14 protein-coding genes are annotated in these 24,073 nt (G+C 37.0%); 9 read left to right on the top strand and 5 right to left on the bottom strand.

Annotation, left to right across the window (positions count from 1 at the left end; all coding sequences use genetic code 11):
• The first annotated feature begins 22 nt into the window (after positions 1 to 22).
• The 3 genes from ACO052_RS20470 (at position 23) to ACO052_RS20460 (ending at position 7,601) form a co-directional block, all read left to right on the top strand.
• Positions 23 to 6,475: a BspA family leucine-rich repeat surface protein gene (locus ACO052_RS20470; protein ID WP_422105673.1), complete on the top strand. Its 6,453-nt coding sequence runs from the start codon at positions 23 to 25 to the stop codon at positions 6,473 to 6,475.
• Between the two features lie 12 nt (positions 6,476 to 6,487).
• Positions 6,488 to 6,679, top strand: coding sequence for a hypothetical protein (locus ACO052_RS20465; RefSeq protein ID WP_422105672.1), 192 nt, complete (start codon positions 6,488 to 6,490; stop codon positions 6,677 to 6,679).
• Positions 6,680 to 6,761: 82 nt separating this feature from the next.
• Positions 6,762 to 7,601, top strand: coding sequence for a T9SS type A sorting domain-containing protein (locus tag ACO052_RS20460; RefSeq protein ID WP_422105671.1), 840 nt, complete (start codon positions 6,762 to 6,764; stop codon positions 7,599 to 7,601).
• A 346-nt stretch (positions 7,602 to 7,947) separates the two neighbouring features.
• Here ACO052_RS20460 and ACO052_RS20455 read toward each other — a convergent pair whose 3' ends face one another.
• Complete coding sequence (locus ACO052_RS20455) at positions 7,948 to 9,219, bottom strand: YCF48-related protein (protein WP_422105670.1); 1,272 nt, start codon at positions 9,217 to 9,219, stop codon at positions 7,948 to 7,950.
• Positions 9,220 to 9,364: 145 nt separating this feature from the next.
• Positions 9,365 to 9,910 (bottom strand): DUF2911 domain-containing protein, encoded by a 546-nt coding sequence (locus ACO052_RS20450; protein WP_422105669.1) that lies wholly within the window; start codon positions 9,908 to 9,910, stop codon positions 9,365 to 9,367.
• Positions 9,911 to 10,150: 240 nt separating this feature from the next.
• Between ACO052_RS20450 and asnB the strand changes: the two genes are divergently transcribed.
• The 3 genes from asnB to ACO052_RS20435 all read left to right on the top strand — a co-directional run bounded on the left by asnB (position 10,151) and on the right by ACO052_RS20435 (position 13,364).
• On the top strand, positions 10,151 to 11,812 hold the full coding sequence (gene asnB, locus ACO052_RS20445) for an asparagine synthase B (RefSeq protein WP_422105668.1): 1,662 nt from the start codon (positions 10,151 to 10,153) through the stop codon (positions 11,810 to 11,812).
• Between the two features lie 252 nt (positions 11,813 to 12,064).
• A complete protein-coding gene (locus tag ACO052_RS20440) occupies positions 12,065 to 12,631 on the top strand; it encodes a DUF4870 domain-containing protein (protein ID WP_422105667.1) in 567 nt (188 codons plus the stop codon).
• Between the two features lie 22 nt (positions 12,632 to 12,653).
• Entirely contained in the window at positions 12,654 to 13,364 is a 711-nt protein-coding gene (locus ACO052_RS20435) for a CPBP family intramembrane glutamic endopeptidase (protein WP_422105666.1), read from the top strand.
• A 44-nt stretch (positions 13,365 to 13,408) separates the two neighbouring features.
• Here the strand turns inward: ACO052_RS20435 and ACO052_RS20430 are convergent, their stop codons facing one another.
• From ACO052_RS20430 to ACO052_RS20420, 3 genes are all read right to left on the bottom strand, one after another.
• Positions 13,409 to 14,041: a response regulator gene (locus ACO052_RS20430; protein ID WP_422105665.1), complete on the bottom strand. Its 633-nt coding sequence runs from the start codon at positions 14,039 to 14,041 to the stop codon at positions 13,409 to 13,411.
• Positions 14,034 to 15,974 carry a tetratricopeptide repeat protein gene (locus tag ACO052_RS20425; RefSeq protein WP_422105664.1) on the bottom strand — a complete coding sequence of 647 codons (1,941 nt, stop codon included), beginning with the start codon at positions 15,972 to 15,974 and terminating at the stop codon, positions 14,034 to 14,036. The genes ACO052_RS20430 and ACO052_RS20425 overlap by 8 nt, the downstream gene beginning before the upstream one ends.
• A gap of 98 nt (positions 15,975 to 16,072) precedes the next feature.
• Positions 16,073 to 18,637: a T9SS type A sorting domain-containing protein gene (locus ACO052_RS20420; RefSeq protein WP_422105663.1), complete on the bottom strand. Its 2,565-nt coding sequence runs from the start codon at positions 18,635 to 18,637 to the stop codon at positions 16,073 to 16,075.
• Positions 18,638 to 18,905: 268 nt separating this feature from the next.
• On the opposite strand from ACO052_RS20420, the gene ACO052_RS20415 reads away from it, so the two are divergent.
• The 3 genes from ACO052_RS20415 to ACO052_RS20405 all read left to right on the top strand — a co-directional run bounded on the left by ACO052_RS20415 (position 18,906) and on the right by ACO052_RS20405 (position 24,053).
• Positions 18,906 to 21,770 carry a two-component regulator propeller domain-containing protein gene (locus tag ACO052_RS20415; RefSeq protein ID WP_422105661.1) on the top strand — a complete coding sequence of 955 codons (2,865 nt, stop codon included), beginning with the start codon at positions 18,906 to 18,908 and terminating at the stop codon, positions 21,768 to 21,770.
• Positions 21,763 to 22,395: a response regulator gene (locus ACO052_RS20410; protein WP_422105660.1), complete on the top strand. Its 633-nt coding sequence runs from the start codon at positions 21,763 to 21,765 to the stop codon at positions 22,393 to 22,395. The genes ACO052_RS20415 and ACO052_RS20410 overlap by 8 nt, the downstream gene beginning before the upstream one ends.
• Before the next feature lie 62 nt (positions 22,396 to 22,457).
• Positions 22,458 to 24,053, top strand: coding sequence for a leucine-rich repeat domain-containing protein (locus tag ACO052_RS20405; RefSeq protein WP_422105659.1), 1,596 nt, complete (start codon positions 22,458 to 22,460; stop codon positions 24,051 to 24,053).
• The last annotated feature ends 20 nt before the right edge of the window (positions 24,054 to 24,073 follow it).

Raw genomic sequence — 24,073 nt, 5'->3', positions numbered from 1 at the left:
GATTAAAAACAAATACATCAAGATGAAAAATGCAAGCCCAACAGAAATCTCCAAAAAAACAGAATATAAGTCAGTTATTAACACTTTCATTCTAGCGCTTTTAGTTTGTTTCCTACCAACTTCCATATGGGCGCAGCAGGTTTTCGAGTATTTTGGAGGTATATATGAAGATACCATTGATGCCAATGCAAATGAAGGGTCGCAACTTCACTTTGAGATAAGAGGGGGCGACGGTGGTTTTGCAAGAGTTTCGGATTGTTGGTCTGGAGGCGGAAATGGTGCTGTTGTCGAATTTACCTTAACCGTAGGCTATGGTGCCAATGAAATTCCTCCGGGGACCACACTCAGATATATTGTTGGCGGTAAAGGAACCGACGATAATATTGTCAATTCAGATAATGTAAGAGCCAGAGGCAGTGGTGGCGGCGGTACTGCAGTATTGGCAAATATAGACTCATCCTGGGAAATCATTGCTGTTGCTGGTGGTGGAGGCGGTGCCTACCGTGGACGAGCACTAGGATTCTGTGTCGATAACGAACCTGGGCAAGGAGGGCGTTCAACGACTTCTGGTGGAAATGGCCATGGAACCTACGGTGGTGATGGTGGAAGTAATGGTGAAGGAGGTACCGGAGGCGGTGATGCCAATTTTGGATGGACCGATTTGGCCGGCGGTGGCGGTGGTGCCTTCTCTGATGGAACTGGCAGCAATATCGTTATTGGTGAGGACGACCATAGAATGGGAGGTAAAAAGGGGGGTAATTGGGGAGGTCATGGTGGTACCTGGGACGATCATGAAGGTGGTTTTGGTTATGGTGGTGGTGGCTCTGCTAATTCTGGCGGCGGCGGTGGCGGCGGCTACTCTGGCGGCGGCGGTGGCTCCGAATTGGATAATGGCGGCGGCGGTGGAAGCTATCTTAATAGTACTTATACGGCTAACGGCAATATCACTGCAGGCGGTCATGACACTAATACAGAACATGGATATATTGCGCTAAACCACGAATGTACTATAAATGTCACTGGTTTTGAATATATAAACACTTTATGTACAGCAGACGATCAAGGACGTATTCAATTTAACTATACGCTTGCTGATACTGGATATTGTGATACGGCATTAGATTGGAGACTTTTGCCTATCAATGGATGGAATTATTTGGGGGATGGTGTCTTTCGCTCTGTGCGAGCTGGAGATTACACATTGGAAGTAATCAATACGGGTACGGGAGATGTCTTTGAATATGATTTTACGGTAGGAGTTAGCAATAATACACTTCCAGTTGCGCAATGTATAGATCATATTACTATTACACTAGGGCCAGATGGTTTCTATAACAATCCTGACTTGGCCCAACTTATAAACGATGGATCCTATCATCCAGACTGTAATGATAATCTACAAATTTTTGCAGATCAAACTTTATTCAGTTGTGTTGATGTAGGGGTCGAAGATATGGCGGTTTTTTTATTGGTGCAATCAGAAAATGGTGCTGTTAGTCATTGTAGGACTGAAGTTACGGTTTTACCTTATGAAGGTCCTACTGCAAATTGTGTACCTGATTTTGAATTAGATTTAGAAGGTCAACGATATAAGACGCTTACAATAGATGATATAAATGATAATTCTTCATTCTTTTGTGAAGGTGATGGAACGATACGTTTTGCACCTGGTACCGACCTTTCTTATGGGTGCGAAGATGTGGGGCAAACCATACCAATTACACTCATCTTGACTGATTATGTTGGGAATACTTCAGAGTGTGTCTCTATGGTAACTATTATTGATAGTAGTACTACGGTAGCGATTTGTAAAGACACGTATACCATAGCCTTACAAAATGGAACCGCTACACTCGATCCTATGGAATTAGATAATGGTAGTACTGGTGGAAACTGTGATCTTACATTTTCTACAGATATCGATACCTTTAGCTGTAATGATATAGGAACACAACAAGTCACCTTAACAGTAACTAGTGCCAATGGAAATACTGATTCTTGCGTGGTGGATGTCACTGTTACTGAAAACGGAGAATTTACAGCCATTTGTAAAAACATTACGGTTGCATTGGATGAAAATGGAACGTATCAATTGGATCCTAATGAAATAAATGATAATAGTGTAGCTGTGGGATGTGCGCCTCCTACGTTTACCATCTCACAAGATATCTTTACATGTGATAATCTGGGAGATAACCTGGTGACTTTAACTATGACCTCTTCAGACGGTCTTCAAAGCAGTTCTTGCGAGGCTACCGTAACGGTCATTGATGACATAGCACCAACGTTTGATACTGGTATTAATGACGAGATGACTGTAGATATTCGTTTTGGAGGAACCATTCAACATTTTGCAAGTCAATTCTATCAGGCGTCATCAGATAATTGTGGGATTAATAACCAAGGCTCAGGATTTACAGGCCCTACCCTTTTTACATGTGACCAAGTAGGAACATCAGTCCCTTCTGCTTGGACTATTGAAGATCAAAGTGGAAATACCTACGTACATAATTTTGTGGTGCACGTCATTAATACCAGTATAGTTAACATTGAATGTGCTCCTATTGATATTAATGTTACCAACGTACAAGGCCAATATACCTTAACCGATGGTAATATCTATAATATGTTATTTAACGATGCCGGAGATGCGTCTAGTAATTTATCATGTTATGATATTGAGGATTTCATGTTGAGCCAAACGACCTTTGATTGGGCAGAAAATCCCTATTCGGTAGATGTTACCATATCCCTTACTGAGGATGATGGAACGGAACACAGTTGTAATACAACCGTGAATGTAAATCCTATAGATACTGCTTTTGTGATGACTTTTAAGACCTCTGACATATATGAAACTATCACCATCCCAACAACAGGAGACGGCTATAATTACAGCATAAATTGGGGGGATGGAACTGTAGAAACAGGTCTTACAGGAGATGCTACGCATGTATATTATAATCCAGCGGTTTATACGGTTTTAATTACAGGTGACTTTCCGCGTATCTACTTCAATAATACAGGTGATAAGGAAAAAATACTATCACTAGTGGAATGGGGACCTGCTTCATGGAGTTCTATGGAAGGTGCATTTTGGGGATGTTCAAATTTAGATGTCACTGCTATCGATGCGCCAGAACTTACTAATGTTACATCATTACGAAGAATGTTTAGCAATTGTACCTCGTTAATTGGAACTACGGCATTTAATAATTGGAACGTTACTAATGTTCAAGTCATGGAAAGTATGTTTTCATCGGCTGAAGCTTTTAATCAGCCTATTGGTAATTGGAATACGGAAAGTGTAATCGATATGTCAGCTATGTTTTCATCAGCTGAGACTTTTAATCAGCTTATTGGAAATTGGAATACGGGAAATGTAATCGATATGGCAGCTATGTTTTCATCAGCTGAAGCTTTTAATCAGCCTATTGGTAATTGGAATACGGAAAGTGTAATCAATATGGCCACTATGTTCGCTAACGCAACAAGCTTTAATCAAAATATCAACAATTGGAATGTTGCTGCTGTGGAGAACATGAGAGCTATGTTTGCGGGTGCTACAAACTTCAATCAGGATATTAGTGGATGGAACACCAGCAACGTAGTTACTATGTTCGCTATGTTTTCGGGTGCTGATGTCTTTAATCAACCCATTGGTAACTGGGATGTAAGCAGCGCATTAATAATGCGCAATATGTTTTATAATACAGGTGCCTTCAATCAGGATTTGAGTAATTGGAATGTTTCTTCTGTCAACCAAATGGATAGTATGTTTTATGGAGCCGAAGATTTTGACCAAGACTTGAGTAATTGGAATATAGAAAGCTTAAACAGTGCTATTTTCATGTTTTCGAATTCAGGATTATCAAATGCTAATTATGACAATCTCTTGATAGGTTGGGCCACTTTAGATGCCGGAGAAACACAAATTCCACTAAACGTTAATTTAGGCGGAGGAGATAGTCAGTACTGTACGTCAGAAGTTAAAAGACAAGAGCTTATAGATACATATGGATGGAACATTTCCGATGGTGGTTTGGATTGTTATACACATATATTTGCATCTCCGTTCGTTACAACCTGGGAAACCACTAGTACAAATGAAAGTATCACTATTTCAACCATGGGAGATGGATACAATTATCATATAGATTGGGGTGACGGTATCATACAAAACGGTGTAACGGGAGATGCTATCCATCAATATGCAACACCAGGTATACATACCGTTTCTATTTCTGGGGATTTCCCAAGATTCCACCTTGATTCACAAAATAATTCAAAGATCAAAGCGGTACAATATTGGGGTGATATTGCATGGGCCACCATGGAATATACATTTGCAGGGTGTGACGATTTACAGGTAACAGCTACTGACATCCCTGATTTATCTCAGGTCACCAACATGTCAGGCATGTTTAGAGGTTGCGAAAACTTAGTAGGAAACCTAAGCTTCAACTCGTGGGATGTATCCAATGTAGAAATGATGGGGTATATGTTTGCTGAAGCTACAAACTTCAACCAGCCTTTAGATAATTGGAACGTCATTGCAGTTCAGGATATGGAGGGTATGTTCTCTGAGGCAACAAACTTTAATCAAAATATCAACAATTGGAATGTTGCTGCAGTGGAGGACATGAACCTTATGTTTGACCGTGCTACAAACTTCAACCAGCCTTTAGATAATTGGAACGTCATTGCGGTTCAGGATATGTACGGTATGTTCGCTGAGGCAACAAGCTTTAATCAAAATATCAACAATTGGAATGTTGCTGCAGTGGAGAACATGAGCGGTATGTTTTCCGGTGCTACAAACTTCAATCAGCCTTTAGATAATTGGAATGTCAATGCGGTTCAGGATATGGGCGTTATGTTTGCTGGTGCTACGAACTTTAACCAACCATTAAATAATTGGAATGTCAATGCGGTTCAGAATATGTACGGTATGTTCGCTCACGCAACAAGCTTTAATCAAAATATCAACAATTGGAATGTATCTAATGTAATAAATATGCAGCTAATGTTTATTGATGCTTCCGACTTCAACCAGCCTTTAGATAATTGGAATGTCACTGCAGTTCAGGATATGGAGGGTATGTTCGCTTACGCAACAAGCTTTAATCAAAATATCAACAATTGGAATGTTGCTGCAGTGGAGAACATGAGTGGTATGTTTGGTTTAGCCACCGACTTTAATCAACCCTTAAATAATTGGAACGTTGCGGCAGTGGAGAACATGAGAGCTATGTTTGCCGGTGCTACAAACTTTAATCAGCCTTTACATAACTGGGATACTGCTTTGGTTAGACAAACGCAAGAGATGTTTGCTGGTGCCACCAATTTTGATCAGGACTTGGGGAATTGGGATATTTCTTCAGCTCTTTCTATGCTCGATATGTTCGAAGGGGTTAGGCTCTCTACCCAGAACTATGATAATACATTGATAGGTTGGGCCACTTTAGATGCTGGTGAAACACAAATTCCACTAAACGTTAATTTTGGCGGAGGGGATAGTCGGTACTGTGCGTCAGAAGTTAAAAGACAAGAGCTTATAGACACCTATGGGTGGGGCATTACCGATGGTGGTCTAAATTGTTCAACACATATATTAGTATCTCTAAAAGTATACCTGCAAGGCGCATCATTAAATCCAAATGCAGGCGAGGAGACTTTGATGCGCGATGATTTTCGTGTCGCTGGCACAGATGGAATCAGAACATCCCCATATGTGGATGGTGTGTTAATAGACGATCTATCCGCGTTTATGGGTTATTCAGGTCCTGGTGCCTTCGTAGATTGGGTCTGGGTAGAACTGCGAGACAAGAATGACCCTACAGTGGTCATAGCAGGACAGTCTGGCATGCTGACGCGAAACGGTAATATTGTGGATCCTATAGATATAAGTTTAGCCATACCACTAAGCTTCAATGTACCGGCTGATGCCTATTATGTAGTGATTAAGCACCGTAATCATTTGGGGATTATGAGCAACAGTGCCATAGCGTTTAGCAGTACCGCTACAATGCTAAACTTTACCGATGGTAGTGTAGCGACTTATGGTACCAATGCCCAGACGAGCTTTGGTATGCCTAATGGTATACAAGGTATGTGGGCAGGGGATGCCAATGGCGATGGTAAGGTGAACATTATCGGTGCACCAAATGATACCAATACCTTAAGAGATAAGATACTCAATGACCCAATCAACTCAGTAATACAGTTCTATGGTTTTACAGTGTCGGGTTATACCAATGAAGATGTGAACCTCTCGGGCGGTGCTAATATTATTGGTGTGCACAACGATGCCAATACACTCAGGGACAATATACTGAATCATCCGATCAATGCTTTTTTACAGTTCTATGGTTATAACATTTTGGAGCAATTACCGGCAGTAGTACCTGCTGGACGTATGGCCTTTGATATTGAGATGACCGAGAAAAACAGGCAAGCACAAAATAACGATTAATCCTCGAATCTAATGAAACGATTTTTACAGATCATAAATGGTGTGTATAACATTACCATTCCTTTAGGTGTGAACGCGAGCGCTAATGAGACACTTAAGACCTATATCAACCCAAAAACTAATATTGAGTTAATAGCCGAAACTTCACCTATGAGGTTTTGTTTTCAGGGGTTATTCAAAAAGGGGCATGATAATCTTCATTAGTGATTAATAGCAAATAAATGGTTTATATCTCTTGGATAACCCTTAAAAACAACAACAATTAACTCCTTAAAATATAGAAATAATGAAGACAATTTTACAAACCCTATTGATAGTAATGACGGTATCACTAACTGCCCAGAGTTATGACTTTGGAATCGTCAGTGATTACAACGGTACTGGAAACCCATACGAGTTCACCTTTGTAGCCACACCAGATTTTGACAATACAGACCCTAACATGGCCGACATTCAACTGACTGTTGCCATAAGTGCAGGGAATAGCATCCAGGCTAATAGTTTTACTGAACTGTTTGGCACAAATTGGCAAGTAAACACGGCCCTAACGGGAAGCACTATCCAAGGCTTTGGTATTGGGGATGGGAGCAAGGACATTTGGGTGTTCTCATTACCGGTACCTACGTCAGAGCTCACGACACCACATGCTACAGGTGTTGGCATACCAGTACTATCTTTTGTAGTGGACAATGCCCCATCTAGTGGTATGATCGAAATCTTGGAGAACAATGATCCAATAGCCTTGGCACTCGCAGGCATTGGTTTTGTGGTAGACAATGTGATCAATGCAGATCTAGGTGATGGAAATGGAACCCAAGATTATTACGGACAGACCGATCCAGCTCATAACAGCTTTATGTTCTCATCATTATCAGTGGTAGATAATAAGCTTTCAGGATTAGAGCTTAGCCTGTATCCCAACCCAGCAAAAGATATCATAGCCATACATGGCGATACCAATCAATTGGAAAGTGTAGAGATTTATAGTTTGATCGGACAGCTGGTAAAGACGGTTACAAATAAGTTCAACGAGATTTCTATAGCAGAACTGGAATCAGCGGTCTACCTATTAAAGGTATATGGACAGAATTCATCTACCCAAACCTTTAAATTGGTGAAACAATAACTGATTAAAAGCAAAGATTATCTCTTGAACAATAATGCTAGTAATAAATATACATAGCTGTTGTTGGATAAAGGGGTAACTACAGTAATGTCAGATTCCTTATTGTAAAACAAGGAGGTTTTGTTTTTGATATATTAGGTCTTTTTTAAAAATGAGAATTTTCTAATTCTTCTAAGAGAAAGTTCGATACTTTTTCTGTATGCTTTACTAGTTAAGGAAAAAGTTTCAAAAGACGATGCTTTGAGGAAATTATAAAGTGATCAGTATTATTAAGGCGCCCAGAGCCGGAAAGATTGGGGGCTATAATTTTCTTAGTGCTATAGCCTTGCTGTTTTCAACGTAGTGTTTATTTTTTGATAAATTTTAATGAGAATCGACCAGAGTTATTATGAAAATCAAGATAATAAGCTCCAGAAGCTAACTCCGAAAGGTTATAGCGATATGATTTTGCCGTTTTTTCAAGAATGATATCTCTAGATAATTGTTTAATGTATTTACCGTTTGCGTCATAAAGCTCAATTAATAAATTGTCATCCGCCGGAAAGTTAATCGTAAATTCTAAATATGTGTCTACAGGATTTTTAAGTAGATTTACGTTTAATACGTCATGGACAATGGCTTCTTCTTGGGTACTTAAGGTTTCTTCAGTGAATTTATAGACCGTGGTTCCAGACGCAAAGGCCGTTGTTGCGTCAATAATAAAAATGCGATTTAAATTATTGCCAATATTTAAGTTGTTCCACGTTTGGCCTCCGTCTAAAGTTTCATAAAAACCTGTGGTATGTCCACCCATCCACCCGTGGTTCTCAGTAATAAATCCAACAGCTTGGACGTCTGTTTCAACAGATTCTAAACTGGTCCAATTAGTGCCACCATTAATGGACTTAATAAGCTTTCCATTATTTGGGGCTACAGAACTCACGGCACCGAAGATAATATCGTTATTGCTTTCAAGCGTTTGTAGTTTCCATACATATTCTCCACTGACATTTGTATTATAAATTTCTGTCCATGATGTGCCACCATTCAAAGTTTTTAAAATCAGTCCGCCATTAGCGTTTCTACCAGCAGCATAACCGATATTTTCATCTAAAAACAAAATTTCTACCAAAGCATTGGCATAACTCGACATATCCATAAACGTCCATGTATCCCCACTATCGGTAGATTTAATAATATGTGCTGGACTAAAATAGGCACCACAACCATATATCGTTGAGGTACCGACGGCATCAATGCCACAAATTGCATTAGGGTTTGAGGGTATATTAGTGACTTCGCTCCAATTAGAACCTCCATCTATGGTTTTAAAAAAAGTACCATTTAGGGTGCCTAGAAAGCCGATATCTTCATTTAAAAATTCAATATTTCTAAAATAGTAGTTACCAGTAATATCATTTTCATTCAGTTGTTCCGTCCAATTTAGACCGCCATCTGTGGTTTTATAAACTCTAGCATAAAAACCGTTGGCGGCCCACCCCAAATTTTCATTCAAAAAGAAAACATCATCAAAACGTTGGTTATTAGGGTTTGAGAATATGTTGGGGGCCACCTGCCAATTGGGTTGTGCACTCATATTGGCAATGATCAGGAAAACTAAAAATTGAAATAATTTCATATAAGGCTAAGTTTCAGATTGTAAAGGTATAAATATGTTTTTATTGGTCGAAGATATTTTCGCTAATAAACGTTCAGTCCATATTTTAATATACCACAAAAAAAGCCTTGAGAAATCAAGGCTTTTTTATTTGTGAGTAATGCTCTTATTTGGTAAATGGTACGGCAACTCTAACAGTGCCCCAACCCATATGCATATGTACACCATCACTTGAATTTTCAAAGGCAATGGAAAATGCTTCTAGAGATTCGTCCCCTTTTGTAACAGGAACCGTAATTCTTGCCACATCATTTTTTTCGTTATAGAAATAGCTTCCCCATACATTCAGATCACTACTAACAATGACCGTCCATTCTTTGTCTCCAGGAATGGCGTATACGGTATAAGTACCTGCTTTTACAGCTTTACCGTCTAGTTTCATATCAGTGTAAACGTGTAATTCTGCAGCTTCATTAGCTCCAAGTCTCCAGACTTTGCCAGGCTCTGCTAGTTTATTGATATCCCTACCTTTTAATTGGGGTCTGCTGTATACAATCTTAATGAGCTTGTCAGAAACTTTGTAATCGCTTGGAAAGGAAGCGGCGTCCATAGGGCTTTTGTCTAAACCTCTAAATTTTTGAGCTTCCGCATTAAAAGATACTAATAGCATAAATGCAAAAGCAATGGTTGTGATTAGTTGTGTTTTTTTCATAATAAATGCTGTGATTTTATTTATGTTAAAATTAGATATTGATAAAAGAAAAGGTCGAAAAGAAATGCTAAAGTTTACAGATTAAAAGTTAAACCCTTGTTTTTTCTTATTTATGTTTTAAAAAATTATTATTCGCTTCATTTTAGTATCAATTTATTATTGATTAATGCTTTTGTGTTTAATAAATGAAACTTTAGTCTAATATTTGCTTCATAATTAATAATAAAAAGAATAAAAGTTATGTGCGGAATAGTATGTGCGTTCGATATAAAGCAAAAATCAGAAGAACTTAGACCTCAAGTCTTAGAGATGGCAAAAACCATTCGCCACCGTGGACCGGACTGGAGTGGTATTTACAGTGATGACAAAGCCATTCTGGCCCATGAACGTTTGGCCATTGTAGACCCGGCTTCGGGCAAGCAACCTCTGTTTAGTGAAGACAGGAAGTTAATTTTGGCGGCTAATGGTGAAATCTATAACCATAGAGAATTGCGCGCCCAGTTTCCGGATTATAAGTTCCAAACCGAAAGTGATTGTGAGGTGATTTTAGCACTTTATAAAGCAAAAGGGCCCGAGTTTGTCGATGAGATGAACGGTATTTTTGGTTTTGCGATTTACGACGTCGAAAACGATGAGTATTTTATTGCTAGAGACCATATGGGCATTATTCCATTGTATATGGGATGGGATAAATACGGAACCTTTTATGTGGCGTCCGAATTAAAGGCTTTAGAAGGGGTTTGTACAAGGATTGAGTTATTTCCTCCTGGTCATTATTTAAGCAGTAAAGATGGTGAACTAGTACAATGGTATAAGCGCGATTGGGAAGCTTATGATGCGGTTAAAGATAATGAAACGAGCATTGCAGAAGTAAGACAAGCCTTAGAGGATGCTGTGCATAGACAATTAATGAGTGATGTGCCTTATGGGGTATTACTCTCAGGTGGATTGGATTCTTCGGTTACTTCCGCCATTGCCAAAAAATATTCGCAACGTCGTATTGAAGCGGACGATAAAGAACAAGCCTGGTGGCCACAGTTGCACAGTTTTTCTGTAGGTTTAGAAGGTTCTCCAGATTTGGCGGCTGCGAAAAAAGTAGCCGATCATATCGGTACCGTGCACCATGAGATTAAATTCACGATTCAAGAAGGTTTAGATGCTGTTAAAGATGTCATTTACCAATTAGAGACTTATGATATTACCACGATAAGGGCTAGTACACCAATGTATTTGATGGCACGCGTCATTAAGTCTATGGGCATAAAAATGGTGCTTTCTGGGGAAGGTGCTGATGAATTATTTGGAGGTTACCTATATTTTCATAAAGCTCCAAATGCACAGGAATTTCATGAAGAAACTGTGCGTAAACTAAGCAAGTTACATATGTACGATTGTCTAAGAGCTAACAAAAGTTTAGCAGCTTGGGGCATTGAAGGCCGTGTACCATTTTTAGACAAGGAGTTTATGGACGTTGCCATGCGTATTAACCCACAAGACAAAATGATTACTGGTGAACGTATGGAAAAATGGGTGGTGCGCAAAGCCTTCGAAGATATGTTACCAGAAAGTGTAGCATGGAGACAGAAAGAGCAGTTTAGCGATGGTGTAGGTTATAGTTGGATAGATACTCTAAAAGCTATTGTGGAAAAAGAAATAAGTGACGAGCAAATGGCCAATGCCCATTTCCGTTTCCCAATTCAAACACCCCAAAATAAAGAAGAGTATTATTATAGAACCATTTTTGAAGGACATTTTCCAAGCGATGCGGCGGCGTTAAGCGTACCTCAGGAGCCAAGTGTAGCCTGTAGTACAAAAATAGCACTAGAGTGGGACGAAGCTTTTAAAAATATGAATGACCCTTCTGGTAGAGCAGTGGCAAAAGTACATGAAGATGCCTATTAATTGCCCTTTGAACTTTTAAGATATGAACTTAAGAGTTTATCTAACTCACACAAATGTGATAATGTTTTACTTCTATAGAGAGACAAACCGAAAGGTTTGTCTCTTTTGTTTTGTAGCCATATAATTGCTTTGGTTTGCTAATAATGTCTCGCGAAACACCTATATTTACTGTATATGACAGATAGATGACACTTAAATGTCGTGTTGAAGACCAATGGCTTGCTGTAAATTTGTAGCAGCAAAACAATAGTAATGAATAAATATTCTTTAAGCGAAAACTTAGTCTATCAGAGAAAACTGAAAGGCTATACACAAGAGGAACTTTCGGATAAAACTTCGGTCACTGTCCGAACCATTCAGCGTATTGAGAAAGGAGATGTACAACCGCATTTACAAACTGTAAAATTATTGGCGGTGGGTCTTGGTGTCGAAGTTGAAGATCTCATCGTATTGGATGATCCTAAAGAGGAAACCGTACAACGAAAATGGATGTTATTAATACATGGTTCGCCATTCTTTGGTTTAATTATACCTTTTGCGAACGTGCTATTTCCATTATTTATCTGGATAAGTAAAGCCAAGGATAATAAGATTTATGACGCGCATGGAAGAGCAGTTGTAAATTTTCATTCAACACTTAACTTGTTAATAATTCTGTCCTTACTGTTGTTTTTTTTAATCCCTGGGTATAATTTTATGATAACAGCAGGAATCGCCCTTTTCGGCATTATTTTTAGCCTAAAGAATTTTATGACCTCATTAGATACTGGGAACTATTACTACCCTTTATCAATTCCTTTTTTAAAGCCTAAGGCTTAAACCAAATTTAATTTTTAGAAACATGTTAGGATTATTAGTAATAATAGTAATCTCAGGGCTGCTGTTGCATTTTATTGAGAAAAAAAACATAGATGTGTTAGGGATTACTCCTAACAAAAATAGATGGACTCAGTTTATGATAGGAGTGTTAGTCATAACCGTAATTGTTCTTACAAACATAGTTGTTGAAACTTTATTGTTAAGGGTCGAGTGGCAATTACGCACCATTAATAACACTTTAATTTTTGATGCTTTTTATTATCATCTCAAATCTGCCCTCACTGAAGATTTAGTATTTAGAGGTGCATTGCTTTATATCCTCATTAGAAGAATTGGTCCTACTAAAGCTATAATTTTATCTGCAATGATTTTTGGAGTATACCATTGGTTCTCTTATGGAATTATCGGCCAAAACGCAGTACTGATGGCATATGTTTTTTTAATTACTGGATTTACAGGCTATGTATGGGCTTTTGCTTTTTATAAAACCAAATCTATATTGATGGGTTTGGGGTTTCATGTTGGGGTAAATTTTATAAACGCATGTTTTTTTGAATCCCAACCATACGGAGAACTAATTTTTACTGAAATATCTCGGATAGAACTTAAAGATTGGAATTGGCTCTATTTTAATCTTTTTAAAGGCATATTTCCGTCGGTAGCAACTCTAATTTTCTTAAAGCAATATTTAAAATTTAATTCGAAAACTATTCTGAGAAAACAAAATCAATGAACCAAAGAAATTTATGGTCAAAAGGTTTTCTGTTGATAAGTGTTTTATTTAAGTAGCCCTTTTACAAAAGCTTCTTTAATCAGTCCTGCCGTATTACGAACTCCAAACTTTTGCAATAGATTCTTACGGTGACTTTCTACCGTCTTAGTGCTGATAAATAATTGTTCTGAAATCTCGTTATTGGTAAGTTCATTGGCCACACATTCTAAAATTTCCTGTTCGCGCCTTGTTAGTTGAGGGATAAAAGGGGATAGCTGCACTCCGATACTTTCATTTAATAGTTTATCCTTTAGGATTTTTGGTAAATAGGTATCGCCTGAATGTGTAGTTTTTATGGCTTCTATAAGCTCATCCTTGCTCGTATTCTTCAATAAATACCCTTTAGCGCCATTGCGCATCATGTTTTTAATAAAACTCGTATCACTGTAATTCGATAGGCCTATAATCGAAATATCAGGATAGGTCTTGGAGATAAAGCCACACAATTCAATCCCATTGCTTTCAGGGAGATTGATATCCAACAACAAGACATCTGGTGTTGCCGATTTTAAATGGTTGAGCAATTCGTTTCCTTTATTGAATGTATGAGAGACCGAGATATTTGAGGTGTCGGCTAACATGTTCTCAATACCTTTTAATACCATCGTATGGTCATCTAAAATAGTTACATCAATCATCTCTTAATTCGCTGGTATTTATATCAATAGTAAAGGTACTGCCTTTTGAATTGGAATCTACGGAAAAATCGGCATTGAGAAGTGCAACACGAGATTCAATATTTTTAAACCCTATGCCTTTATAGGTCTTAGTCGTATCAAAACCAATACCGTTGTCTTCAACCGTGATATGGAGGTTTTCATCATGACTGTTAATTTGAACGAGAGCCTTTGTCGCTTCGGAATGCTTAACACTATTAGTTATTAATTCTTGTATAATCCTGTAAATAGCGGTCTCGGCATCTTTATTGAGCTTTAGGTATTCACCGTACTGCTGAAAGTTTATTTTGATGGCTTTGGTACTGGATATTTTCGAACTAAATTGTTGCAGAGCTTCAATAAGATTGAAGTTTTGCAAGGATGGTGGTACCAAATTATGTGAGATATGACGTACCTGATCTATGGCATTATCCAACATGTCTATAGCCATGCTAAAGGCTTCTTCTTCCTTGGGTTTAAATCTGTTTTGGTCGATAGAGGTCATTTTATATTTAATGACCGATAGGTCTCCGTTAATACCATCGTGAAGATCTTGAGCAATACGTTTGCGCTCGTTCTCTTCACCAGCAATTAGGGCTTCCAGTTTACTCAGTTCTTTTTGGGCAACGAGTGTTTCAATTTCTTTATTTTTTAGTTTCTGTTTCTGCCTGTAAAATAGCCAAATGCCGAGGCTCGTTATTAAAAGTAAGCTGCTTCCAAGTATGGCTAGTTGAAAATCCTTTTCTTTCTCGTTTAGTACAAGTTTTTGGTTTGCAATTTCCTCATCTTTTACTTTGCTATCGTATTTGATCTGAAGGTCGTTGATACTTTTTAAATTTTTTTGCTGATAGATACTGTCCTTTAATTCATTAGCCACTTTATAGCTGTCTAAAGCCAATTTGTAATCTTTTTTGTCCTGATACAATAGAAATAATTGTTCGTTGATGTATTGCCTTATGGCCTTGGACTGAATGTTCTTTTTAAGAGCTTCTTTTAGGTAATATTCACTTTTCTCATAATTTTTCGCAAACCGATACGCTTCTCCTAGATTGGTTAAAGTTTCGACCTGTTCCTTTTTAAAATTGTGCTTGATTTGTATGGCCAGGGCCTGTTCGTATAGCCCTATGGCTTCAGTATTCTCATTTTGCAGCACATAAAGTCTGGCCATATCCATCTTGTTGATGGCTATTCCCCAATTGTTTTGGTTTTGTTCATCTATTTTAAGCGAATTTCTAAAACAGGCAATGGCCTTATCATAGTTGCCCGTTATGGCATACACGTTACCAAGATTCCCATAGGCGTTTGATAAGCCATTTGTATAATTAGTTTCATTGTAGATATCAATAACGCGCTCATAACTTTCAATAGCTTTTGGGTAGTCTTTGAGGTTTTTTTGTACAATACCAACGCTATTTAATACCATGCCAACACTTTTTAGATCGTTTAGGGATTCATATAATTCTATAGATCGATAGTACTCTTGTAGGCTTTTTTCAAAGTCACCTTTACTAGCATATACAACACCTTTTTGGTAACTGCAGTCTGCAACAGTAAATGTGTCTTTGGTAGTTGTGGCGTACTTAAGCACATCGTTGAAATTTACAAGAGCCTTGTTGTAGTCTCCACTTTTTCTGTAAATAACACCATAGCGATAGACGCAATTAGAAACTCCCTTTTCGTGATTGATAGATTCATAAAAGATCTTTGATGAATCATTATACTTTTTAGCGATTTTAAGATCGGTATTTAAGTACTCCCAACAGATATCAGCATAGGCTTTAGCTTTACCTCTCTGGGAGTTTGCTTGTTTTAAAACAAGCTTCAGACTATCAATTTTTGGTGTAGATGTCTGAGATATGCTCTCAAAACCTAGAAGTATAAAAAAGGAGAAACTGAGTAACCTAATTAAATTCATATCCTAATGTAATAAATAATTGGCGCTTAATCCATAAAAGGTACTTGGACTTGGTATGATCCATAGAAATAGATTATACGCAAGCCCAAGATTTGGTATTAGTTTATAATCAGCTTTTTGGTTATGACGCTGTTGTCGTTAAAGAGCCTGAGGAAATATATGCCTTTTGCCAGATGCCCTGCTGAGTATGAATTAACTTCAATATATGCATGCTCAATAATTTTTCCAGAAATGTCGATGACTTCCAATTTTTCAATTTGTATAGATGAATTAGTCACGAAATTAACAAAGCCCGAAGTAGGGTTTGGATATAGTGTTATGGAATTACGATCTAAAACGGTGTCATCTATACTTAATGTAGAACAGTTTTCACTAAACTGTGATTGAAAATCAATATTGAACCAATTATTAGTTGCGTATACAACATCATCCACTTCTATACAATTGAGATTACTATTATTATTAGCCCTGAAAAATTGGTTGGTTATGTTAGTGTTGTTTCCGTTTTTTACGTTAAGCTCAGTCAATAAATTGGAGCTGCAATTAATATTGGTTAATGTCGAATTATTGCTAAGATCTAATGAGGTCAATGCATTGCTAGAACAAACAATGACCTGTAAGGCTAAATTGTTGGATACGTCCAGCGCTGTTAAATCATTATTAAAACATACCAACGATTCTAAAGCGGTGTTGTTTGAAACATCTAATGATGTTAATAGATTATTGCTAACTGTTAAGCTTTCCAATGCCGTAAAATCTTCAATGCCAGTTAAGTCGGAAATTGAATTATTATTAACATTTAAAGTTAAAACCGTATTGATGTCATCAGTTGGTATAAATCCGTTTATTGGTGCGCTATCAATACCGGCATTAATTAAAGCTTGTTCAAAGTTTGGATCCGGTATGGCCGTTTGAGGTGAATTACAATCTAAACTAAAAGAAGTCTGTACGTCAATATTAGTAAAGTTTGTTTCTGCATAAAATACATCATCAACAGAAATGCAAGTTAGATTGGGGTTATTCGTCGCTTGAAATTGAATGAAATTTGTATTGTTGCCGTTTCTGATGTCTAAACCAGAAAGATTATTATTTTGGCACTGTAAGGCTATTAACTGTGTATTGTTGGAGAAGTCAAGGTCTGTAATTTGGTTATTATTACAAAAAACTTGAGTTAGTGCAGTGTTATTGCTTAAATCCAAACTTGTAAGGTTAACAATACCACATCTTAAGTCGTCTAATGCCGTATTATTGCTTAGGTCTAAATTACTCAAGGGGTTACTGCCAATTCTCAGTTCTGTAAGTGCAGTATTATTAGAGGTGTTTAGTGTAGTGAGATCATTAGAATTGCAATAGAGGATTTCTAATGCGGTATTAGCACTTATATCTAGACTTGTTAAATCGTTAGTGCTGCAATTGAGCTCAATAAGATTAGTATTTCCACTTATGTCCAGCGTGTCGAGCTGATTGAAAGCACAAATTAGTGTTTCAAGATTGCTTAATGCAGGAATAGCAAAAGTGATGCTCTGTGTTATTGGATTTAAACTCACATCCAAATACTCGAGACTCACAAAAGCGTTAATACCAGTAAAGTCCGTAATGCCTTCTTGTGAAACATCCAAGGATGTAATATTGCTAATAACGGTAGTGAGCACAAAATCATCCAAAGGACCAGAGTCATAACCTAAATCGATAAGTGCCTGTTCAAAATTATCATCGGGAATAAAGGTCATCGCATCGCAATCTAACTCAAAAACAGTTTGCGGGTCTATTTGATTAAACCATGTTGAGTCAGAATAGCTAATATCATCCACAGAAATACAAAATAGATTAGGATTATCAGTAGCAAAAAAATGATTGAAGGCAATGGCAGTATTGTTGTTATTTCTCATGTCTAAACTAATAAGCGCATTACTTCTACAATCTACATCTGTCAAGTTGTTGTTATTTGTAAGGTCTAGATTTTCAATAGCGTTGTTACTGCAATCTATGTTGATGAGTTGCAAGTTATTACTTGGATCGAGGCTTGTCAGCAGATTATTGCTTAAGCTTAAATTTTGCAGGCTGCTATTAGTGCTCAGATCAATACTTACCAAATCGTTGTTATTTGCATTAAGCGTAGAAAGCCCAGAGCAGTTGTTGAGGTTGAGGTTGTTCAGTAGATTTAGACTGCAGTCAACATTAGCAAGTGCCGTTAGGTTGCTTAGATTTAAGGATATCAAGTCATTACTTCTACAATTTAAAAATTCTAAATTACTGTTTAAAACAAGGTTGGTTATGGAATTACTATTACAAGTTAATGCCAACAAATTGGTGTTACTAGATACGTCTAGGCTCGTCAATTGGTTTGAGGTACACAGAACAGATTCTAGTTGTGTATTCTGGCTTAAGTCTAAACTTGTGAGTTGATTGGTATTGCATATCAGGTTTGTTAAAGCAGAAAAATCTTCAATGCCGGTAAGGTCAGAAATACTTTTATTGGTAACGTTTAAAGAGGTCACGGAGGCTATGTTTCCTGTAAATACCCAACCGTCTATGGAACCGGAATCCAGGCCAAGATCAATTAAGGCTTGTTCAAAGTTAGGGTCTGGAATCGTAGTAAGTTGACCGTGGGCACTGATAAAAAACAGACATACTAGGCCTAGGGATAATGTAATTTTTTTCATGATGTAAGATTTTGATTAATAGCATTTTAATGAATTGTAAAGGTTAAGATTACTATCAATCAAAACATCAGTTAAAAAGGGGGTTTTAAAAGACTAGGGAAAACCCTAGGTATTGACCAATTCAGAATCCACAAAATTAAAGAGTAGGAATATTAAAGCGCACACTTTTTTAAAATCGCGTAACCTTACCTATTTACTTGCAAACTAATTCTGTATATCTTTACGTGTTGCAATTAACCGAATGGAATTATGCCTTAAAATACATGAATTGAGATTTACATTTTTGATCTTTTTTTCATTTTTTATTATTAGTTCACACGCACAACAATATGATTTTAAGACTCTAGATACATCTAATGGCTTGCCTAGTAATGAGGTGCATAGTATCCTAGCAGCAAGTGATGGAAGGATATGGCTTGGAACCATGGGGGGCGTTAGCGTATTTAATGGGAGTACATTTACAAACTACACGCGAAAAGAAGGTTTAGCAAGTAATTATGTGCTAACCCTATTCGAAGATTCTAAAGGACGAATTTGGATCGGAACTGTAGATAAAGGTGTCAGTCGCATTGAAAATGGTAAGATCAAGAATTTTGAAAGGGACAACCCTCAAGAAGTTTTTGGCACAGTGGCATTTCTAGAAGGTGATGATGGAACCGTATATGCCATTGCCCATCACACCATAACAGCCTACAAGAACGACGAGGCAAGCTTGATGCATTCTGAGTTTTTTAAGTTTCCAAAATCATTAGCCCCCAATGACGTAGCATGGTTGGATAAAGAAACCATACTCATTGCATCGACCTCTTACGGACTCATAAAATTTAATATCAAAACTACGGAGATCACTTACATGGACAGTGAATCGCATAACATCAATAATATATGCTATACTGTTTTTTTGGATGTTGAGAATGTGATCTGGCTAGGCGCCTATGGTGCTATGTATAAAATCATTGGAGATGACGTTATAACCTACAATTTTAATAAAAAGGAAGCTAATTTAAATAGGGTTGTATCTATTAAACCCTATGGCACAGATACACTTGTTCTAGGTTTGGAAGGTAATGGATTTGCTATTTTTAATAAATCAACGGGTGATTATAAACTATATAATGAATCTGTTGGCTTTCAATCAGAATACGTCTCTGATGTTGCTTTAGATAGAGAAGAAAATATATGGTTGGGAACTTTAAATTCTGGTATTGGGCGTTTTAGGGACGAATCGTTCAAATTTTATGATGCTTCAGATGGTCTGCCCTCGGATAAAGTAAATGATGTAGAAATTTTTGATGGTCATATTAGAATTGCTACAGATAAGGGAGTTGCAACTTTAGTCAATAATAAGATCCAGAAGCAATTATTAACATCAGCCCCAACAACTTCTTTAACTAAAACATTCGACAACCAATTATTATATACCACAGATAGCGAGGTGGTACTAACAAATGCTAAGAACGACAGACGCATATTGGATAAGGGTGTTTATCACTTTGGTTATAATGATTCTACAAATACGATATTGATGGCAACGCGTTCTATGAAAATCATAAATAGGGATTCGTCCTACATTATAAATGCGTTTCGAAGTATCGATATAGCTCCTATAGGCGATAACTATCTCCTTCCAAAAACACAAGGACTATTCAATTTTGAGAATGGTACATTATCAGAAATTTCAGGACTACCGATTCAAAGGCACAGTTTCTTTACTGGGGCCGAGGCCATTAGCAAAAATGAAGTTGTAGCCATCAATGATGACTCTCTTTATCATATTACCTTAAATGAGGGTAACTATAACATAGCAACATATAATTATAAGAAAGAAAATGAAGCTGAGGGGTTTAACTCGTTTAGCACAAAGAACAACGCCTTGTATTTTGCTAAAAAAGGACGTTATTATAAAATTGACTTAAGTCGACTCCTAATAAATAATACCATTGTAGAATCAACTTATAAGTTTCCCAGTAAATTTAGAGACTCAGAATTGATTTTTAATGGTACAAAGTTTTTGGAAGACGGAACCCTCGTCGGCATTCCATCAAATGGAGTGCTATTTTTTGATGAAACCAAATATAAACCCAATTACAAAGCTCCATTGCTAAATCTTAGGACGGTCAAGTTATTTGCTGAGCCTCTGGCAGATTCCATATACAGAGAGAAAGAAAAATTGGTTTTACCTTATGATAGTAACCATCTTTCCTTTACCATGGAGGCTATTAGCTTTACAAATTCGGAAGAGATTAAATATAAGTATCGCCTCAAAGGTTTAAGGGAAGGTGATGTTTGGTCTCAACCTACGAGTAACCCTAATGTTGTTTATTCCTATATTCCTGCAGGGCACTATGTGTTTGAGTTTACCGCGGATAATGGAAATGGTATATGGCAAAAGGAGCCTGTTAAGCTTGCATTGACCATTAAAATACCATTTTGGCGTCTATGGTATTTCTGGATTACCGTACTTGTATTGACTTCTTTTTTAATAATAGGATACATCATATATAGAAATAAGAAAAAGCAAAAGTTAAAAGAAGAGTTTACTCAAGATTTACTCAATGCTCAAGAGCAAGAGCGTATTAGGATTTCGGGAGAGTTGCACGATAGTATTGGCCAGAGTTTGTTAATGGTAAAAAATAAAATACTGTTTAATAGTGATTACAAAACTGTAGATATGGTCGATGAAATTATAGATGAAGTGCGTGAAATGTCTAGAAATTTGCATCCGTTCAAGCTACAGGAAATGGGTCTTACAGATACTATTAATAGTAATATCGATAGTATAGACGAACACCAAGATATATTTATTACAACAGAGATTGATGATATTGATGGACTATTTAAACCTGAGCAGGAAATCAATATTTTCAGATTAATTCAGGAGAGTTTTAACAATATTCTCAAACACTCCAATGCTAAATCGGCACAGATACAAATAAACAATTTTAAAGATCATATTTCAATTGTAATAACGGATAATGGCAAAGGATTCAATGTGGAAAAAGAGCAACAGTCCAAATCAAAAATTGGATTAAAAACGCTGCAAGAGCGCGTTTCTATTTTAAATGGAACTTTTAAGGTAGTATCTTCAAAAAGGGGAACAATATTGTATTTTAATATACCTAAGAATGCGTAAACCAACCATACTTATTGCAGATGATCACCCTATTTTATTAAGAGGACTAGAGACATTTCTGCAAGACCATAAGCATAATGTCATTGCGACATGCACTGATGGTAAGAAGGCTTATAATGCTATCGTAAAACAAAAACCTGATATCGCTATATTGGATATAGACATGCCTAATCTTACAGGAATAGAGATCGCAAAAAACTGCAAGCGCCACAATCTTGATACAAAGATTATTTTAATTACCCTACACAAGGAAAAAAAGATATACGAAAATGCTATGCGCTATAATATTCATGGCTATCTCTTAAAAGAATTTGCTTTGAATGAGATAGAGGTATGCTTAGAAAAAGTTATTAATGGCGAATCCTATTTTAGTAAGAAAATATACAAACGTTTTTTAAAGACCTCTGACGCCAATGCGATGTTGGAAAACTTAACACCTTCCGAAATTAAAATACTGAAGTTAGTGGCAGAGGAGATGACAAGTAATGAGATAGCAAACATGTTAAATATCTCTCCTCGGACCGTAAGCAACCATCGCGGCAATATCGTAAAGAAGTTAAAACTCCATCCAAAACCCAATGCGCTGCTTATATGGGCACAGAAGCATAAGGAATTAATTGAGTAAGGTTACTTATTGTATAGATTAAGCTTAGAAAATAGCTTTGTAATAACCAAAATGGCGGAATTATGAAGCTAAAACTACTTATGCTTATTTCGATATTTACAAATGGGATTGTGATGGCCCAAAGTCAAGTCGAAATAGATGCACTTATTGATTTCTACAATGCTACAGATGGGCCAAATTGGACAAATAATACCAATTGGAATACTAGTGAACCCGTAAGCACTTGGTTTGGCGTAACCGTATCTTCAAACCAGGTCACAGGATTATCTATGAACAATAATAACGTTAATGGCACATTGCCAGAATCCTTTGGTGATTTAACGAACTTATTATCCATAAATATGCGCAATAATGGGTTAACGGGAAACCTACCATCAAGTTTCGGTAATCTTACAAATTTATCCGTATTGCGGTTTTCTGGTAATGCTTTCACGGGGCAAATACCGTCAGGTATTGGCAGTTTTTCAAACTTGAGGGACCTAGATTTTGGCAATAATGATTTTTCAGGAACCATTCCGCCAGAACTAGGAAATCTATCCAATCTAGAACGGTTTTCATTTTCTGGTAATAATTTAACTGGGAGTATTCCACCTGAATTAGGGAATTTTAGTACATCGCTCTGGGGATTTTATCTAAATGATAATAACCTCTCGGGTGAACTGCCGTTGTCTTTAGGGAACTTAACCGGGTTAATGGATTTTAGGGTTAACAATAACCAATTAGATGGTGATCTCCCTAATATATTTTCAGGTATGTTAGATTTAAGGTTTTTATATCTGGGTTTAAACAACTTCACTGGTACCATTCCAGATTTTTCAAATAACACAGATTTGGCAAATCTAGATATGAATTCCAATTTTTTTGATGGAGAGATACCAATAGCATTAACAACTTTAAATGACCTGTCTCTTGTCGACCTCAGAAATAATAGACTTACAGGTGTTATACCAGTTGAGGTGACGACGATGCAAGCTCTGAATAGTTTGCTGTTAGAAAACAATTTTTTAAGTGGTGAAGTTCCAGATTTTTCAAACTCTCCAACGATTTCTAATGTGTTAATAAGAGATAATAATTTCCAATTTGGAGATTTAGAACCAAATCATGTAGCAAACACACAGTTATCGTTCTATTCCTATCAATCACAAAACCCTTTTGGAGAAGAAGAAACGATACAGTTACAAGATGGGGACAACATAACCCTATCGGCCAATGTTACGGGAAGTAATAATACCATTTACTTTTGGTATAAGGATAATGCTTCCTTAGTAGCTACTTCTTTACCGAGTTATGAATTGCTAAATGTCGATCAGAGTGATATGGGCGTTTATCATTGTATTGTAAGAAACAGTATAGTTACAGGCTTAGACCTAAGACGAAGTTCAATTACTCTAGATATCACACTCAATGTTGATCATATTGAGTCTAATGATTTTTCAATTTTTCCCACTGCAATCAAAAAAGAGGTACATGTAAATTTAAAAGAAGTTGATGGTCATTCCGAACTACAAATCTTTGATTTGAATGGCAGGAAGGTCAAGAGCTTTAAAAGCCTAGCGAAAGAAAACGCTATTGACCTTAGCTTTTTGGATTCTGGAGTCTATGTTTTTAAGATTAGTAGTAACAACAAAATCGGAAGTCGGAAAATAATAAAACTATAAATAGTTAAACACAGTAAACC

Origin of the sequence: Winogradskyella sp. (assembly GCF_965228925.1) — a bacterium.
Classification (GTDB): Bacteria; Bacteroidota; Bacteroidia; order Flavobacteriales; family Flavobacteriaceae; genus Winogradskyella.
Note: the sequence above shows the minus strand (reverse complement) of the source record. Positions and strands in the feature narration are given on the sequence as shown.